Origin of the sequence: Nitratireductor sp. OM-1, from assembly GCF_003296175.1 — a bacterium.
GTDB lineage: Bacteria > Pseudomonadota > Alphaproteobacteria > Rhizobiales > Rhizobiaceae > Nitratireductor > Nitratireductor aquimarinus.
Genome location: NZ_CP029208.1, coordinates 2513848 through 2529418 on the forward strand (window position 1 = coordinate 2513848; position 15571 = coordinate 2529418).

24 protein-coding genes, 1 tRNA gene and 1 pseudogene are annotated in these 15571 nt (G+C 62.1%); 15 read left to right on the forward strand and 11 right to left on the reverse strand.

All coding sequences use genetic code 11. From position 1 onward, the window contains the following. Positions 1–148 precede the first annotated feature (148 nt). Positions 149–364 carry a hypothetical protein gene (locus DEJ54_RS11840; protein ID WP_113154748.1) on the forward strand — a complete coding sequence of 72 codons (216 nt, stop codon included), beginning with the start codon at positions 149–151 and terminating at the stop codon, positions 362–364. Positions 365–422: 58 nt separating this feature from the next. Here DEJ54_RS11840 and DEJ54_RS11845 read toward each other — a convergent pair whose 3' ends face one another. The 11 genes and pseudogenes from DEJ54_RS11845 to DEJ54_RS11895 all read right to left on the reverse strand — a co-directional run bounded on the left by DEJ54_RS11845 (position 423) and on the right by DEJ54_RS11895 (position 6098). Further along, positions 423–836 carry a universal stress protein gene (locus tag DEJ54_RS11845; protein ID WP_113154749.1) on the reverse strand — a complete coding sequence of 138 codons (414 nt, stop codon included), beginning with the start codon at positions 834–836 and terminating at the stop codon, positions 423–425. 236 nt (positions 837–1072) lie between these two features. Next, the gene (locus DEJ54_RS11850; protein WP_113154750.1) at positions 1073–2224 is read right to left on the reverse strand and encodes a site-specific integrase; all 1152 of its coding nucleotides are present in this window, start codon (positions 2222–2224) and stop codon (positions 1073–1075) included. A gap of 23 nt (positions 2225–2247) precedes the next feature. After that, positions 2248–2403, reverse strand: a pseudogene (locus DEJ54_RS23490) (helix-turn-helix domain-containing protein); the annotation flags it as partial. A 43-nt stretch (positions 2404–2446) separates the two neighbouring features. Further along, positions 2447–2734 carry a hypothetical protein gene (locus DEJ54_RS11860; protein ID WP_113154752.1) on the reverse strand — a complete coding sequence of 96 codons (288 nt, stop codon included), beginning with the start codon at positions 2732–2734 and terminating at the stop codon, positions 2447–2449. Continuing rightward, positions 2731–3774 (reverse strand): DUF5131 family protein, encoded by a 1044-nt coding sequence (locus DEJ54_RS11865; protein WP_113154753.1) that lies wholly within the window; start codon positions 3772–3774, stop codon positions 2731–2733. The genes DEJ54_RS11860 and DEJ54_RS11865 overlap by 4 nt, the downstream gene beginning before the upstream one ends. Next, positions 3767–4012: a hypothetical protein gene (locus tag DEJ54_RS11870; RefSeq protein WP_113154754.1), complete on the reverse strand. Its 246-nt coding sequence runs from the start codon at positions 4010–4012 to the stop codon at positions 3767–3769. The genes DEJ54_RS11865 and DEJ54_RS11870 overlap by 8 nt, the downstream gene beginning before the upstream one ends. Then, positions 4012–4143 carry a hypothetical protein gene (locus DEJ54_RS23610; RefSeq protein WP_256370526.1) on the reverse strand — a complete coding sequence of 44 codons (132 nt, stop codon included), beginning with the start codon at positions 4141–4143 and terminating at the stop codon, positions 4012–4014. The genes DEJ54_RS11870 and DEJ54_RS23610 overlap by 1 nt, the downstream gene beginning before the upstream one ends. Positions 4144–4263: 120 nt before the next feature. Next, complete coding sequence (locus DEJ54_RS11875; RefSeq protein ID WP_113154755.1) at positions 4264–4488, reverse strand: hypothetical protein; 225 nt, start codon at positions 4486–4488, stop codon at positions 4264–4266. A gap of 199 nt (positions 4489–4687) precedes the next feature. Beyond that, positions 4688–4972, reverse strand: coding sequence for a hypothetical protein (locus DEJ54_RS11880; protein ID WP_113154756.1), 285 nt, complete (start codon positions 4970–4972; stop codon positions 4688–4690). Continuing rightward, positions 4969–5259 carry a hypothetical protein gene (locus DEJ54_RS11885; RefSeq protein WP_113154757.1) on the reverse strand — a complete coding sequence of 97 codons (291 nt, stop codon included), beginning with the start codon at positions 5257–5259 and terminating at the stop codon, positions 4969–4971. Before DEJ54_RS11885 ends, DEJ54_RS11880 begins: the two co-directional genes overlap by 4 nt. Positions 5260–5462: 203 nt before the next feature. After that, on the reverse strand, positions 5463–6098 hold the full coding sequence (locus DEJ54_RS11895; RefSeq protein WP_162742376.1) for an XRE family transcriptional regulator: 636 nt from the start codon (positions 6096–6098) through the stop codon (positions 5463–5465). 101 nt (positions 6099–6199) lie between these two features. Here DEJ54_RS11895 and DEJ54_RS23730 point away from each other — a divergent pair, with 101 nt between their 5' ends. The 14 genes from DEJ54_RS23730 to DEJ54_RS11960 all read left to right on the forward strand — a co-directional run bounded on the left by DEJ54_RS23730 (position 6200) and on the right by DEJ54_RS11960 (position 15428). Beyond that, a complete protein-coding gene (locus DEJ54_RS23730; RefSeq protein WP_113154760.1) occupies positions 6200–6430 on the forward strand; it encodes a helix-turn-helix transcriptional regulator in 231 nt (76 codons plus the stop codon). Between the two features lie 297 nt (positions 6431–6727). Further along, positions 6728–6802 (forward strand) — tRNA-Met (locus DEJ54_RS11905). Positions 6803–6997: 195 nt separating this feature from the next. Continuing rightward, the gene (locus tag DEJ54_RS11910) at positions 6998–7492 is read left to right on the forward strand and encodes a phage regulatory CII family protein (RefSeq protein WP_113154761.1); all 495 of its coding nucleotides are present in this window, start codon (positions 6998–7000) and stop codon (positions 7490–7492) included. Beyond that, positions 7489–7749: a hypothetical protein gene (locus DEJ54_RS11915; RefSeq protein WP_113154762.1), complete on the forward strand. Its 261-nt coding sequence runs from the start codon at positions 7489–7491 to the stop codon at positions 7747–7749. The genes DEJ54_RS11910 and DEJ54_RS11915 overlap by 4 nt, the downstream gene beginning before the upstream one ends. A 94-nt stretch (positions 7750–7843) precedes the next feature. Continuing rightward, positions 7844–8032 (forward strand): hypothetical protein, encoded by a 189-nt coding sequence (locus tag DEJ54_RS23180; RefSeq protein ID WP_162742265.1) that lies wholly within the window; start codon positions 7844–7846, stop codon positions 8030–8032. Then, complete coding sequence (locus DEJ54_RS11920) at positions 8022–9155, forward strand: DNA polymerase III subunit beta (RefSeq protein WP_162742266.1); 1134 nt, start codon at positions 8022–8024, stop codon at positions 9153–9155. The genes DEJ54_RS23180 and DEJ54_RS11920 overlap by 11 nt, the downstream gene beginning before the upstream one ends. A gap of 56 nt (positions 9156–9211) precedes the next feature. Continuing rightward, positions 9212–9478: a DUF2312 domain-containing protein gene (locus tag DEJ54_RS11925; protein WP_113156243.1), complete on the forward strand. Its 267-nt coding sequence runs from the start codon at positions 9212–9214 to the stop codon at positions 9476–9478. Continuing rightward, positions 9478–10617 (forward strand): MT-A70 family methyltransferase, encoded by a 1140-nt coding sequence (locus DEJ54_RS11930; protein WP_113154764.1) that lies wholly within the window; start codon positions 9478–9480, stop codon positions 10615–10617. The genes DEJ54_RS11925 and DEJ54_RS11930 overlap by 1 nt, the downstream gene beginning before the upstream one ends. Next, positions 10614–10907, forward strand: coding sequence for a hypothetical protein (locus DEJ54_RS11935; protein WP_113154765.1), 294 nt, complete (start codon positions 10614–10616; stop codon positions 10905–10907). Before DEJ54_RS11930 ends, DEJ54_RS11935 begins: the two co-directional genes overlap by 4 nt. Beyond that, positions 10904–11191: a hypothetical protein gene (locus DEJ54_RS11940; RefSeq protein ID WP_113154766.1), complete on the forward strand. Its 288-nt coding sequence runs from the start codon at positions 10904–10906 to the stop codon at positions 11189–11191. Before DEJ54_RS11935 ends, DEJ54_RS11940 begins: the two co-directional genes overlap by 4 nt. Then, positions 11188–11715, forward strand: coding sequence for a hypothetical protein (locus DEJ54_RS11945; RefSeq protein WP_245447524.1), 528 nt, complete (start codon positions 11188–11190; stop codon positions 11713–11715). Before DEJ54_RS11940 ends, DEJ54_RS11945 begins: the two co-directional genes overlap by 4 nt. Further along, positions 11712–13559 carry a DNA cytosine methyltransferase gene (locus tag DEJ54_RS11950; protein WP_113154768.1) on the forward strand — a complete coding sequence of 616 codons (1848 nt, stop codon included), beginning with the start codon at positions 11712–11714 and terminating at the stop codon, positions 13557–13559. The genes DEJ54_RS11945 and DEJ54_RS11950 overlap by 4 nt, the downstream gene beginning before the upstream one ends. Continuing rightward, complete coding sequence (locus DEJ54_RS11955; protein WP_245447526.1) at positions 13556–14794, forward strand: helix-turn-helix domain-containing protein; 1239 nt, start codon at positions 13556–13558, stop codon at positions 14792–14794. The genes DEJ54_RS11950 and DEJ54_RS11955 overlap by 4 nt, the downstream gene beginning before the upstream one ends. Then, entirely contained in the window at positions 14763–15428 is a 666-nt protein-coding gene (locus tag DEJ54_RS11960) for a transcription termination/antitermination protein NusG (RefSeq protein ID WP_113154769.1), read from the forward strand. The genes DEJ54_RS11955 and DEJ54_RS11960 overlap by 32 nt, the downstream gene beginning before the upstream one ends. The last annotated feature ends 143 nt before the right edge of the window (positions 15429–15571 follow it).

Sequence of the window (15571 nt, forward strand, 5' to 3'; positions counted from 1 at the left end):
GACCATTTGCGCCCCACGTGGAAACCGGCCTCCTGGTGACAGCGCTATCCCATCAAGGGATTTGCGCGCCGCGCAGCCAGCGTCGGAACCATTTGCGTCTCTGTCGGTTTGTTTCCCCGAAGCGAACCAACACGCGAAGGAGCGCCAGATGGACCATGAACAGAAAGAACGCACGACCGTTGTGACCACCGGAGGCGGCGGTGGCGGCGGGGCAGGCTGGTTTATCGCCGGTGGCCTGATCGTGGCGCTGATTCTGGGCGGTTTCCTCTTCTTCGGCGGCTTTATCGGCGGCGGCGGAAATGGCGGCATCAACATCGATGTGCCCGAAAAGGTGACCATCGAGACGCCCAAGCCTGCCGAATGATGAATTGTGCGCGGGCGGCGCCCGGGGCTTGCCCCGGAGCTGCCCGCTCTCCAGAGGCTCAGCGCACGATAAAGACCGAAACCGGCGTGTGGGAGGCAAGATAACCGGCGTTTGACGCGAATATGTGATCTGCAAATGTCGGCACGTGCGACGCCATCACGACAAGGTCGGCGCCAATTTCTCCCGCGGTGCGCCCCAGAACGTCATCGAGATCGCGCACGGGATCGTGGCTAACCGCTGTCTTGACCTCTATGCCAACGCCATCGTCATTGCTGCGGGCTTCTGCAAATTGGGTGAGCTTGGCCGTGAAATCCGCTTCGCCATGGGCCACCGAGCTGGGCAGCGCGGTCGTCACACCCACATAGCACAGCGACGCGCCGTAGAGTTTTGCGAGGCCGGATGCGGCATCAAGCGCTTTGTCCAGCTTGTCGGCATGTGCGAGGTCGACGGGAACCATGATTCTCTTGAACATCGATTTTCCTCCTCGTTTCAGGGCAAGACGCCCGGTTTCTCCAACACTTCGAATGTCTGAACCCTGACAGTTCGGGGGCAGGGCGCATTGACCTGAGGCAAATTATCGATTTTGCGCCGCACCCCCTTGCTTTCGATATCTGCAGACCCTAATGAAGCCGAACGTTCGGAGCGTAGCGCAGCCTGGTAGCGCATCTGGTTTGGGAGCCGAGGTTCCCGCTCTGAATTTCCCAAATATTACTTGGTCTTGGCAGTGTGCGTATGCGTACCCGTGGGATTTTCCGTGGCAGTTTTCGTCGCGCGGTCAGCATAAGCATTGCTTGATGCTTCCAGCGCGGCGCGCAGATCGTCCTTCGTGATGTGCGCGTAGCGGCTCGTCGTGGCGATCTCGGTGTGGCCGAGCAGCCGCTGGGTGGCTTTCAGGTTTCCTGTGGCGCGCATCAACCTCGTGGCGGTCGTGTGTCGCGTATCGTGGAACCGGAAATCTTCGATGCCCGACTTCTCCCGCGCGCGCCGCCAGGCCGTCTTGAAGCCTTCAATCGTGATCGGATAGCGCTGGCCCTTCTTCTGCCGCTCACGGGGGCGTTTGCAGATATAGGTGAAGACAGCCGTTTTGTGGTCGTCCTTCAGGCTCCAGAGAAGGCGATACATCTCTTCCGTCATCGGAATTGTTCGCGTGCGGTCGCCTTTGCCAAGGACAGAGAACTCACGGTTGAAGAAATCGACGCGTGACCAAGTCAAACCGACGATCTCCGCGCGCCGGCAACCGGACAGAAAAGCAAAGCGAAGGGCAGGGGTATAGTCATCGCGCATGGTCTCGAAGAGCGCTGTCTCTTCCTCCGGTGACGCTTCGCGCACGCGCTCCTGCGCCTCGGGAAGCCAGTGCTCGCTCCATTCTATGTCCTGTACGGACTGCTTCCAGATTTTCTTCGCGCGTCGAAGGATGGCGCGCATCGGCTCGCATACGGCACGGTTAACGGTGGCGCTGCTCGGCAGATGCGGCGGGCTGGTGAGCTTTCCGTCCCTGTTGCGAAACTCCACCGGCTCAGAGCGTCGGCGGGCCACTGCGCGGGCAATGGTGCTGTCGTCGATCAGGGATATGGGGGTCTTCTTACCGATCACTGCCTGAAGCCAGGCGAGATATCGCTCCTGGTCGATGTGGTCGGCTCTGAACTGGGCTTTCTCCTCCCACCAGAGCGAGCTAGCGGTGAGGAAGGTCATCGGGGCGGAGCGCTCGGCGGCTTCCGCCTTTATCTGCCTTTTGAGCCCGTCTTCGAGCTTTTCAGCTTCGCGTTTCGTCGTGCAGTCCGTCGAGCCTGAAAATCGATGCCCACGACAGCGGAAGTCGTAGCTGTAGACCTGTGAGCCGGGGCGCTTATAGACGGACATGCGGTCTTTTTCCTCGCCATGATGAATGCCGCGATATCGATCGGGTCATACCTGCGGGTGGCCCGCTCGCCGCGGCCGATGTTTACAAACGGGATTTCACCATCAGTCGTGAGATCACGCAACTGTCGGCTCGATATGCCGAGTTGCGCTGCGGCTTCGGCCGGTGTCATGAGGGCCATCGGAATGTTCCTCCCGGATCAAATTGAAAGAACAGAGCGAAGGTCACAGCAATCCTCGACAATTGTGCTCTGCTGCCTGCTGACAGTCCGGGCAGATGTGCACGAAGCCCTGTTTGGGCTTGCGGTCGGCGACCTTTGGAACAGTGCCGAAGAGCTCGGCCGTGCCTTCGCCGTTTGCCGGGTCGACCTTAGCCTTCACAATGCGCCAGCCGGCGGTTCGCGCGTCGGCGATCATCACGTCGAAATCGTCGCGGGCGTAGGTGTTGGGGTAGCTGGCCGGGCAGTGGTCGCAGGTGACCTGTGTGCGGCCATCATGGGTTTCGATGGTCATAATGCAGGCACCTCCCATGCCTGGGGCATTTCACCGTGTTCGCAGCCATCAAGCGTGCGACCGGAAGCCTTTTTGCCCATACGGATCATCTGGAAGCCGTCATCAAACACGTGGCCGATATGCTGCGAAGCAGGTGCGCCTGCGGCGGTAGTCCATTCGCCCCATTGCTTGAAGAAGAAAGCAGCGTTGGAAGCTGCGCACTGATCACGAAGCGAGCGCACCCATTCCGGATGCATGGGACGGGCGGCGCTGCCGCTTTCCCCGCCGGCAATCACCCAATCCAGTGTCGGGTGCATGTCGCCCTTGGTCGGGATGGTGTCGAGGTAATACCAGTCGAGGAAAGACTCTTCCCATTCCTCTTCGGTGTCGCGCCAGTTTTCCAGTTCCTCTGCCCATGGTGTGGGATTGAGCGCATCTATTGTTCCTTCGCCGACTTCCATCGATGTCAGGTCTAGTGGCCCGAGCAGCGGTTCGGCGGAGACGAAGCGCACTGCCGCGCGCGCTTGCAGCAGATCGGGTATGCGTTCGACGGCTCTGGTCTGATCCTCAACCGAGACACCCAGCCAGACGTTCGGCAGCGGCAAATGTGGCCAGCGCGTCAGCGCCCTTGGGAGTTTCAGAGACGCTGCGACGATCTGATGCTCGCGAATGTGAAGATACTCCCGCATGCGCCGCGCGCGCTTCGTCAGCACCTGGAATGTGTGCTCCGGGCATAGCGCCATGACGGCAAAGATCTGATCGATCCATTCGTCGGGCACGCTTTCATGAAACAGGTCGCCATGAGCGCACACGAAAACCATGCGCGGCCTTTTCCAGTGCAGCGGCTGTTCAAGCCACTCGCGGTTGAACCGAACCTGCGCATTCCAGACCGGCCCTGCCTTGCTGGGGCTGGTGAGACCTTTCCGGGAAGGAGTGTGTTTCAGGCGGGTGCCGGCGAGCTGCATGGCATAGCAGTTCGTGCAGCCGGGAGAGACGACAGAGCAACCGGTGATCGGGTTCCATGTTGCATCGGTCCATTCAATTTTCGTGCGATCAGCCATGGGCTTCCTCCCGGATCGGCCTGCGGCCTGTTCTGATGTCGTCAATGAAGGATTTCGCGCCGGCCAGATCGGTGATCGCGATGTAGCCGCGGTCGACCATTTCGCCGCCGAGCAAGAACTCGGCCAGTGCATCAGGCCGTGCAGGCGGGGTGTAGCAGTGCGCTACGCGGTTCAGCGCGCCCTGCAGAAAAAGGACGTGGCGCTGACGCCTGGTCAGCGGCGGCGGCTGCGCAGCCATCACATTCCCCAATCGTTCTTGTCTGAAAGGAAATCGTCGGCGCCGGTGTGGCGCTCGCGGCGTTTCAGGGTGATGATCAGCGCTGCGACAAGGCAAAGACCGAACGCTGCGCCGGCGAGGATGGGGGACATGACGCCGCCCTCATCACGTGGTCGCGTAGATGAGCGGCAGGCCGACGCCATAGGCGAAGGCCAGCGCCATCATGGCCGCGCGCTCGATGCGGCGGCGCGCCAGAAAGGCGAGGGCGGCTTTCATGCCGCCCGCCTCTGCGACAGGGCATTGGCGAGGTCGCGGGCCTCGACGCCGTGTTTGTCGATATCAGCTGCGGAAAAGCCCTCAAGGGAAAGGGCGTCGCGGTCAACCGTGCGCCCGCCGCCCTGAATAACCAGCATGGCGTCGGCCATGAGCTTCACGGGGTTGGTCTCGATGTGGGCGGCTTCCGTGGCCGAAATGTCGGCCTTCTGAAACTGGATCATTGCATCTCTCCGTTCGGGTGGCCCCAAGGCGGGCCGTACCGAGCGGAGGGGATCGCTCGATACGGCCTTGGGTGGGGAACGAAGAGGATAATATGCGCAAACGGATATTAATCAAACAAAAAAATGCGCAAACGGATACACTCCTTCGAATTGGCGGATAATTGCGCATAAGGTTGGCCACTCCTCTCTGGGGTGCCTCTTATTCGTCTTCCTCATCCAGGTCATCGATCTCGATCAGGCCAGCGCCTATGCCCCAATCCAGTATGATCGCGTTGACGGCTTCGTCACGGCTCATCTCGTTCGCTTTCGCGAATTCGTCAGCCAGGTCCGCTACTTCTGAAATGAGGGTGATGTCACCGGCTTTGACAAGCTTGCCTTGAAGTCGAAGAGCCGCGCGCCGCAACAATACCTGGATCTCGATAGGCGTGAAGTCGTGCAGCGTGTCGGCTGCTTTCAGCAGTTCGTCAGCGAGCTTGTCAGTCATGGCTCGTCGCCTTCATTATTCAAGTCGTCGATCTCTATGAGCCCCATACTGATTGCCCAGTCGCGGAGAGCCAGATTGGCGGCATCGTCACGCGGTATGTCATGGGTCGCTGCGAACTCATCAATCACCCGAGAAATTTCTCGCTCGAGAATGGTGGTCCCGGATGGTTGGGTGCGATTGCCTATGCGCAATGAGGCACGGCGAAGCAAAGCCTGTATTTCTGAGAGCGCTACGTTTTCGATGTTGTCGGCCGCTTCTAGGAGCTTGGCAGCGAGCTTGTCAGTCATGGGCTCCCGTCTTCCTCCCGAATGCGCTCCCACTCTTCCGGCGTCAGCGCGGCCTTAAGAACGATGTCGACCTCCGGCATGAGGCTTTCCCACATTGGCCGGCCTTCGAACTTCGTGTTCTCTGGCAAGCCACGGGACGTACACAAAGCGCGGGCAGCGCGTTCGCGCGGAGGTTTGGGCTTTCTCATGACAGTTCTGCTATTCTATGCCCTCAGTTTAAGCTGTCCCTGTATGCCGCCTTGGCGCTCAACCTTCCGCGCTGCCGACGGTGGTAGGATTGCGAAAATCTCTCCGATCCATTCGAGATGCACGTCGTACATCTCCTCGGCATTCCATGAGATCAGATTCACGCCGCCGTTGCTGCCGCGTGTGATGGTTTTGATGAACCGTTTCCCATCTGCCGTCCGTACAGCTGCCTGAAGGCCGTAAAATGCCTCGATTGGCTTCTGTTGTTCCCGGTAGACGATGATGATCGTGCCTTCGCGCATATAGGGAAGCATCGAAGTGCCTCTGACAGTAAAGGCGATCAGATCATCAGGGACATGGAACGGCACATGAACTTGGTCGATGCCTTCCGGCGGCACCTGCTCGAAGTCTGGCATTACCTCTGACCCCGCGCCGACGAAGCCCATGACTGGCACTGCCATGCCATCAGCCGAAGGTTTTGGCGCTTCCACTAAGCTGTCGAATGCTGCGTTGATGGCGTCGCGGCGATGCCCTTCGGGTTCGGATCCACTTAGCCATCTGTTCACCGTGGATTGCGACACATCGAAATGCTCTGCCACCTTCTGCTGTTTCCAGCCGGTGGCTTTCATGATTGCTCGTATCTTCTGTTCCATTGTCATGGCTCGGACGTTAGGCAACGGGGCGGATAAAGAAAAATCCGCTTGCGCATAAAAGAAGCTTGATAAATATCCGTTTGCGCATAGTATGCGCCCCTATGAACGCGATCCGGTACATCCGCAAAGAGATATTTGATGCAACCCAGGTGGAGTTTGCTGCGCTCATTGGCGTGACGCAGGCCAGCGTCTCTCGCTGGGAGAGGGATGTGTCGCCTTCGCTTGACGATATGCGAAAGATCAGGCTGGCGGCTGTCCAGAGAGGTATCGATTGGGATGACGGGTGGTTCTTCCAATCGCTGGAAAAGCCGACTCCGGAGGCCGCCGAATGACCGCGCTTCGTCAACACTGTTCCTCCCAAGACCGCGTTTCCGACCTCCTCCCCGGAAATGTGGCACTGGCCGCGCCTGCGGGTTTCGGGGCTCGTTTCCCGGAAGGCGCAGCCTCCAATTCCATTCGCGTTTCGCCGGCCATGATGATCCTGCTCCAGGCGGTTGCCGCCTATGAGAGGTTCGCCAGTGTCGACGCGTTGATTGCCGACATGGCCGCCGAGCGCGCCAGGGCTGCGGGAATTCCGCGCCTTCTGCGCGCCGTGTGCGACCTTGAGGCCGGCGCAGCAAACCAGTTTCAGCAGGGTGGGGAAGCGGTATCCCACTTGGTTCATACTCAAGAGGTCGGCAGTTCGAATCTGCCCCCTGCAACCAGCCATACCCCTGAGAGCGAGAAGGGGCCGGAGGGCGTGCCTCGGGGCGCTCTCCGGTCGCCGCCATAGGCTGATGATTTCGCGGTTGTCTGGTTTCTGTTCCATGCCCGCACCCTGACAGCACCAATCCATTCCCGCCACGGGAAACGACGCCGGGTTTTCCCGGCGCGGGAAAGCTTTTGCCCGGAGAAAACCCATGATCCCGAACGCCAATGCCCGCCACTACCGCATCAAGGCCGCGCAGCGCGACATGATTTCCGCCGCCGGCGGCATCGAACGCGTGGCCGAAATCGTCGGCTACTCGAAATCGACCGTGGGCCGCTGGAACAATGGCGACAGCCCGGACCTGATGCCGCTGGATGCGCTTATTTCGCTCGAGTCCGAAACCGGCATGCCGGTGATGACAACCGCTCTGGCGGAGCTTTCCGGGCGGCGACTCTCCGACCCGAAGGAGGTGGCGGACGCCGAGGCCGACATCATGCGCGGTTATGCGGGCCTTTGCAGCAAGGCGGGCGAGATGATGGCGATGATGGCCGAGGCCATGTCTGACGGGAAAATCACCCCGGCAGAGGCCACGGCCTATGACCGCCGCCTGAGCGAGCTGGAAGACATTCTCTCCGCATGCCGCAGGCAGGCTGCCAGCGTGCGCGGGGCAGGCGGGTTCTCTGTGGTGAGCGGGGGCGCGGGATGATCCGCTCCGTCGAAGACATGGTGCAGGCGCGCAATGCGCCGGAAGCGCCTGCTGGTGTGGCCGGCGGGCGCAGCCTTTTGGAGATCGAAGGGGCTGGCTGTCTCTTTCCCGTGCGGCGTGAGCCGGGCACCACGTTTTTCTGCGCTGCCGCTGTTGAACCCGAGAACTGGGCCGGCGGCAGGCAGCACAGCCGCTATTGCACGTTCCACCGCGACTATCTCGCCCACTGCGAAAGCGTGGCGGAGGAGGCGGCATGACGGCGGCGCGCGCATGGCGGGCAGCGGCTTTTGCCGTGCTCCTGTTCTGTCTCCTGCTGCTCTGGCTCGCCGCCATCACGCCGAGGGCCGGCTGATGCGCAGCCAGGAGAAAAGCCCAAACCTGATCCTGCCCGGAACCGCGCTGGCGAAGCGTGCGCCGGATGACGCCGCGCGCATGGACGTGGAGCGCAATCTGCCTGTGCGTGATGCGCTGCTGCGCATTCAGCGGCGTCTACGTGACACGTATCGGGCCTCAACCGATGGAGAAAGCCATGAGACTTGAGACGACCGCAGGCGCGCTCAAAGGCGCGATGGATTTGATGGCGCGTGTGGTTCCGAAACGGGCAACCACGCCTTTGCTCGAAACCGTGCGCTTTGACGGCGCGACCCTGCGCGCCTCGAATCTGGTGGACTATGCAGAGGTCGACCTGTCCTGTGTCCGGGCCGAGGGCAAGGCGGCGGTTGATTTTCGTCCGCTTGCGGCGCTCGTTCGGCATATCGCGGATGGCGACACGATCCGCCTCGATGCCGGCGCACAGGGCGCGAGCCTTTCGTTCTCCGGCGGTCGGTATGACCTGCCGACCGTCGAACATGGTGAGGTGTCGCTCAACGCAACGTGTGACCGACCTGTCAATATCCGGCCCAAGGCGTTCCTGCGCGGCCTTCATTTTTGCTCGCCGTTCATCAGCACCGAGGCAACCAGATACTACCTGAACGGCGTCTGCATCGATGGAGGCAAGATGCTCGCCACGGATGGGCATCGGCTCGCCGCGTATCAGGTTGGCGATGACGGGGCCGACCATGGCCGGCCGATCATCGGGCGCAGCACGGTAGGTTTGCTCGCTAGCCTTCCCGGATTGAGCGCCATGCTCCTGAACGATGGTGCGACGGCCGCCGAGTTTTCGTTGCCCGGCATGCGGCTGCAAAGCCGGCTGATCGACGGGTCTTTTCCTGACTGGCCGCGTGTCGTGCCCCCGATGGAGCGAACGACGCAAAAGGTCACAGTGGAGCGGAAAGCCTTCCAGCGTGTGCTGACCCGGCTTCAATCGGTGATCTTATATGGTGGTGTCCGCGCTGTGTCGCTGGCTTTCGATGCGGACCGGCTTGCGCTTTGTGGCGTCGGGTCGCCAAACGAGATCGTGGGCCGCGAGTATGTCGACGCTGCCGTAACCTCCGGCGTCTCGGGTGAGTCCGTTGTCGAGTTCAATCCGCGCTATCTGCGTGACATCGTGCGCGCGTTCGATGGCGACGAAATGCTCACGTTTCATGTTGCGGACGAAGACTCGCCCATACGGGTGACAGGTGAGGGGTCGCGTTTCGCCGTGCTGATGCCCTTGCAGCCGTGGATAAAGGAACGCGCCTTAGACGCGCTGCACTCCTGGCCTCGCGAGCAGAGGGCAGCCTGATGGAGCATGATCCGTGGAGCCCGCGCGGGCCGGCACGTGAACGGCCCGGCGCAAAGATGGTCGCTGAATCCGATGAGGCCAGCGGCCCGCAGACCGTTGCCGCTGGCCAGCTGCGTGCGTTCGTCGAGCGGATCGAGCGGGTGCAGGAAGATATCGACGCGCTGAGCGACGACAAGAAAGAGATCTTCGCCGAGGCCAAGTCGATGGGCTTCGACACCAAGGCTCTGCGCAGCATCGTGAAGATGCGGAAACAGGATCCGGCAGAGCGGCAGGAAGCCGAGGCGATGATCGATCTCTACAAGGCCGCACTGGGGATGGAGTGATGAAGTATCAGCTCCTGCCTCCGCTCTCCGACGAAGACTTTGCAGCGCTCGAAGCCTCGATCATCGAACATGGTGTGCTTGTGCCCGTCGAGTATGACGAAGAGGGCAACATTCTCGACGGGCACCATCGTGTGCAGGTCTGTGAGAAGCTGGGCCTGGCCGACTGGCCGCGCTTTGTGCGGCGCGGCCTTGATGAGCTCGAAAAACGGTCTCTGGCGCGCGAACTGAATGTCTCGCGGCGGCACCTCACCAGCGCGCAGAAGCGTGACCTGATCGAAGGACAGCTTCGCGACACGCCTTCGATTTCGTCGCGGGCTGTGGCTGCGATGCTGGGCGTCGACCACAAGACGGTTGGCAAGGTGCGCGGCAGGCTGGAGAAGGCCGGGGAAATTCCCCAGTTCGAAGAGGTCGAGGGGCGCGACGGCAAAAACAGGCCTGCGCGGCGGACGATCAAGACGGCTTTCATGCCGGAGCCGGAAAACCGGCGCGAGCTGGCCAAGGTGGCGAAGCTCTTGCGGGCCGAAGAGCAGAAGACCCGCCATTCGGTGCGCCTTGCGCATATGGAAATGATTGCCGAGCGCGGGGCCAGCACCGCGCCGGAGAAGGTATCCAGGCTGTATCCGGTGATCTACGCGGATCCTGCATGGCGGTATTCGGTTCGCTCCGAAGAGACGGGGCGCGAGAAAAGCGCGGAAAACCATTACCCGACCATGCCAACGGAAGAAATCTGCGGCCTGCTTGCGAAGCTGGGCGGCGTGGCCGCGCGGGACGCGGTGCTCTTTCTATGGGCGACCAATCCCATGTTGCTGGATGGCCTGCGGGTCATCCAGGCATGGGGCTTCACCTATGTTCACCACTGGATCTGGGACAAGGAAGTGGCGGGCACCGGCTACTGGGGCCGTGATCGGCATGAGCTGCTGCTGATCGGCAGGCGCGGTGATGCTGTCGCTCCGCTGCCCGGAACGCAGCCTGAGACCGTTCACCGCGAGCGGAAAGGGCGGCATAGCGCCAAGCCGGAATTCTTCGCTGAGACAATCGAGCGGCTTTACCCGGATATGGCGCGGATAGAGCTGTTCTGTCGGTCGCCGCGAGCGGGCTGGGACGCCTGGGGCTTTGAGGCGGGGGAGGTGGCGGAATGACCGACACCATGCTCCCGATTCTGCGCCAGATGCATGACGCCGAGGATAACCGTGCGCTCGCGCTGCTGCTGCTGGCTGCGCCGGACATGATCGTGAGCAAGTATCAGGGCGTCATCCGGAAGATCTGCCGCAAGCGGCAATTTGAGCCGGGCGAGGCCTATCTCGAACTCCGGCTCAACGCCATGCGCTCGGTGCGGGACGGGCAGGGGCGCTTGAAGCCCGCTGTTGCCGACGCGCTTGCCGAGTTCGGCGCGCAGCTTGGCGCATTTGCTAGCGGGGGTCGGACATGACGGCGCCTATCGACAAAATCGACGGCATCAAGAAGCGGCTGGCCGGTGTGGTCGGCCAAGTGCTCATGGAAGAGGTCGAGAAGCTGCGCGTTCCTGCGCCGCGCGTCGTCGTGCGCAAGGCGGATGAGGAGGTCATGAACGCCTGTCGTCAGGTTGGCAAAGCGTTCGACCGGCTGCAGCAGGCAAAGTTTTCCGGCGGGCCGGAAGTTCGCGCGCGCAGGAACCTCGAAGCGGCGGCGCGGCGGCTGAAAACCGTGATGACCAAGCACGGGAGGTTCCCGTGAGTGAGGAAATGCAACGCCTTCAGACAGCCCGCGACAGGCTTGCGCGGATCCAGCCTGCGCGCTGGCACCGCTCCATGGATGATCATGGCGAGTTTCTGGAAGCGCGGGATGAGCACGGCGAGTTTGTCGAGCTGGCGCGGTTCACGCCGCGCGCGACGTTTGACGAAATCGCCTTCATCGCCGACGCGCCGGAGATGGCCGGTTTCCTGCTCGGGCTGGTGGATCGCGCCATAGAGAAGGCGCGCAGGGGCGCGGCCAAGCGCCAGCAGGCTGAGCCGGCCCGGCAGGACGCGCCGCGCGACTTTGCCGCCGAGGCAACCATGAAATGCGATGAGCCCGCCTTCCGCCGCTTTCTGGCGGAGCAGCACGGGCTGGAACTGCCGCTGACGAAGGACCGCGCGGTGGTGAAGCTGCGCTCGATCCTCGCGATCACCTCGCGGCGCGAACTCAACGGAAATGAACAGGCGGCCGAGCGCTGGAAGGCGCTGAGGGCTGCATTCAAGGCCTGGAGGGCTGTGGGATGAGGCTATTCGATAACGAGATGGCCGGCGCCGGGGGCAGTCTGCCGCCGATGATCGTGGACAGTTTTGCCGGGGGCGGCGGTGCGTCGACCGGCATTGAAATAGCGCTGGGGCGTTCGCCGGATATCGCGATCAACCACAATGAGGCGGCGCTCGCGCTCCATGAGGCGAACCATCCCGAGACGCTGCATGTCAGCCAGAACATCTATCATGTCGATCCGCTGGACTATGTCTATGGCCGACATGTGGGGCTGGCGTGGTTTTCGCCGGACTGCAAGCACTTCTCGAAGGCCAAGGGCGGCAAGCCGGTGGAGCGCAATATCCGTGATCTCGCATGGATTGTCGTTCTGTGGGCGGAGCGGGCGCAGCCTGATGTGATCATCCTCGAAAATGTCGAGGAATTTCAGGACTGGGGGCCGCTGGTGGAGACCGAGCGCGGCCTGATGCCCTGCCCGAAACGGCGGGGCGCGACGTTTGAGAAATGGTGCCGGGCGCTCCAGCGTCAGGGCTACAAGATCCAGCATCGGCAGTTGCGCGCCTGCGATTATGGCGCGCCGACGATCCGCCGCCGGCTCTTTCTCATCGCGCGGCGCGACGGCAAGCCGATTGTGTGGCCGGAGCCGACGCATGGCGCGCCGGATGATCCCGATGTTTTGGCCGGTCGGAAACTGCCATGGCGGACTGCAGCGGATGACGTGATCGACTTTTCGAAGCCTTGCCCGTCGATCTTCGACACGTCGGATGAAATCATGGAGAAGCATGGCCTGCGCGCCGTGCGCCCGCTCAAGCCGGCGACCATGGCCCGCGTGGCGCGCGGCGTGAAACGCTATGTGCTGGAGGCGGAACGACCTTTCCTCGTGAGTGTTGCCCATGGTGACAGCGGCGGGCGGCGGGAATATCCGCTCGACGAACCGTTTGGCGTCGTGACGGCTGGCGGGATCTCGCATGCGCTTGTTGCGCCGACGATGGTCCAGACGGGCTATGGCGAACGCAAGGGGCAGGCACCGCGCGCGCTCGATATCGACGCGCCGCTCGGCACGGTCGTTGCCGGTGGGGTGAAGCATGCGCTTGTGGCGACATTTGTGGCTCATCACAACAATGACCGGCGGCGCGAGGGTGGGGTTAATCCGGGCCGTTCGGCAGCGGAGCCGATCTCTACCATCACCGCTCATCCGCAGCAGGGTGTCATCGCCGCTCACCTCATGAGCCTGAAAGGCAGCAGCCGTAGGGATCGTGGCGTTGATGCGCCGCACCCGGCCGTTCTGGCTGGCGGTGGCCACTCGGCGGTCATCGCGCCGCACATCATGACCATGCGCAATTCGGGCAAGCCCTTCAACGGGGCCGATGAGCCGACGCATACGGTGACTGCGGGCGGGGCCGGGCTGAGCATGGTCGCGCCCTTCATGCAGAAATACTACGGCACTGGGGACGGGCAGCGGGTTGATGAACCGGCGCACACGGTGACCGTGAAAGACCGGTTTGGCTATGTGGAGGCTGGCATGCATGTGCCGCCCTTCACGGAGGCGCAGGCGGAGCGGGCGCGTGAGGTGGCCGGCTTCCTGCGCGCGCATGGCTTCTGGGATGAGCGGGAATTCGTGACGCTCGAGATCGACGGGGCGGAATTCGTCATTGTTGACATCGGCATGCGCATGCTCGGGCCGCGTGAGCTGTTCAACGCGCAGGGCTTTCCCCGCGAATACCGGATCGACATCGACTTCAACGGGCGACCCTTGCCCAAGAATGCGCAGGTTTCGTGCTGCGGCAACAGCGTTTGCCCGCCGCTCGCGGCGGCGCTGGTTGGCGCGAATTGCGCGCATCTGGCCGTGGAAAGGATGGCGGCGGAATGAGTGATCTCAGATTTTCCATCATTCCGGGCTGGATCGTCACCGATCCGCGCCTCAAGGGGCGCGATCTGCAGGTGTTGTGCCTGCTGGGGCGCCATATCGACAAGGCGGGCTGGTGCTTCCGTAGTCAGGTGAAAATGGCGCGGCAGCTCGACTGCGCACGATCTACGGTGCAGTCCTCGCTGGAACGGCTCATGAAGATCGGGGTTGTGGAGCGCCGCACGGGCGACAGCTTTGACGGGCGCGACACGTCCTATCACTACCGGGTCATCTTCGACCGCGAAGTTGCGGCCGCGACGATGAATGCCTGGGAGAAATCGGACGCGGAAACAGGGTGCCGACCAGCCGGCACCCCTGCCGATATATCGGCACCCCCTGCCGACCCAGAGTCGGCACCCCCTGCCGGTCCTGGATCGGCACCCTATAAGAACGACCCCGATTTAACGTCCCCTGCAGAACAGGAGAGAGATGCGCGCGAAGGCGAGCGGGAAGAGGGGGAAAATCATCCAGCCAGTCGCAAGGCCACCGAACGGGCTTTCGAGCGGGCGTTTCAGGCTTGGCCGACCTCGGTCAGCGACAGCAGGCCGGAAGCGTGGAAGGCATGGGCGGATTTGTCGCCGGATGAGCGACAACAGGCCGCCGAGGAGGCGGGGCGCTATGAGGCGGCGGTGAAGGCTGGCGGACGGAAACACCTGTGCAGCCATGCGGTCTACCTGCGCGAAAAGCGCTGGACGCGGCTCGAGCCGCAGGCAAGCGAGGAGCGCCCGGCCGCAGTTCTGGCCAAGCCGTTCGGCAAGCTCTGGCAGGCTGCTCGGATCAAACATCTGCTGGCCGGGGTGACGGGGCCAGCTCCGGTCCTGACGCGGGTTGAGCAGCAGATGGTGGAAGCTGGTCGCTTCACGGCTGAGCAGCTGCTGGCCGACAAGCGGGTGAAGACCGGATTTCCAGCCATCAACGCGATGCACGAAAAGGCCACGCATCGGCAGGGCGTGACGGTTTCGACCGCGCTGCAGCCGCTTGCGGAGATGATGGAGGCGGTGCGGGTTGGCTCTGAGCGGTGGGAGGAATGGCGGCTGGAGCATGAGGTGCGTGGATGGCCATGGGTGCCGGATCCGGGGCGACAGGAATGGGTTTACTTCCCGGCTGGCGGGCCGGGAGGGCTGAAGGAATTCGAGGCGGCAATCAAGTCAGGCGAGGCAAAAGGCAATGATGATGGCGCGCAGCAAGCAGCTGAATGAGGCTCGACCGATTGCACCGGAGCAGCTTTCCGAGGCTGAGGTTGCTGCGCTCCTGATGAGGGCGAATCGTGAGGCAACTGTCAGCCGTCGGGCTCAAGCAATGCTGGCTGGTGCTGGTGAGGAGGTGAGTGGCAGGCGCTGGTATGTGCTGAGGACGGTTCCACGGTTCGACAAAGCTGTGGAAAAGACCTTGCGAGAGGCGAAGGTAGAGCACTGGTTGCCGACCGAAAAGAGGCCATGGAGACGACCGAACTCAAAGAAGATTTGGATACAAGAGCGGTCGGTTATGCCCGGATATGTGTTCGTTCGTGTGCTGTCTTGCGCCCTCATGTGGGCAGGTCTGGCGCGTGTTCGTGGTGCGCTTTCCGTGATTTCCGGTGCTCATGGACCGCTGCCTATTCGGGATGAAAACGTATTGAAACTCAAGGCGATGCTGGAAAATGATAAAGAAGATATCGAGGCGGTGAAAGGGTTATATCGCTCAGGCGATAGGGTCCATATTGATCATGGTCCATTCGCCAGCTTTCCTGCTGTGGTCGATGATGTTGTTGGTATCGACATGGCGCGGATACTTGTGACCATATTCGGTCGGGAAGTACGAACCACGATCCCTCTTGCTGATCTCAGCAAATAGCGTTAGCGATTCTGCCCTAGGATGATCTGGTGAGCCTGAGCGCAGCGTCAGAGGGACCATCGCAGGACTGATGGACGAGTGGGTGAAAGCCCCACGCCGAGCGCCGGCCAGACCCAGGCAAAGCGAACCGAAACGGTTTCAGC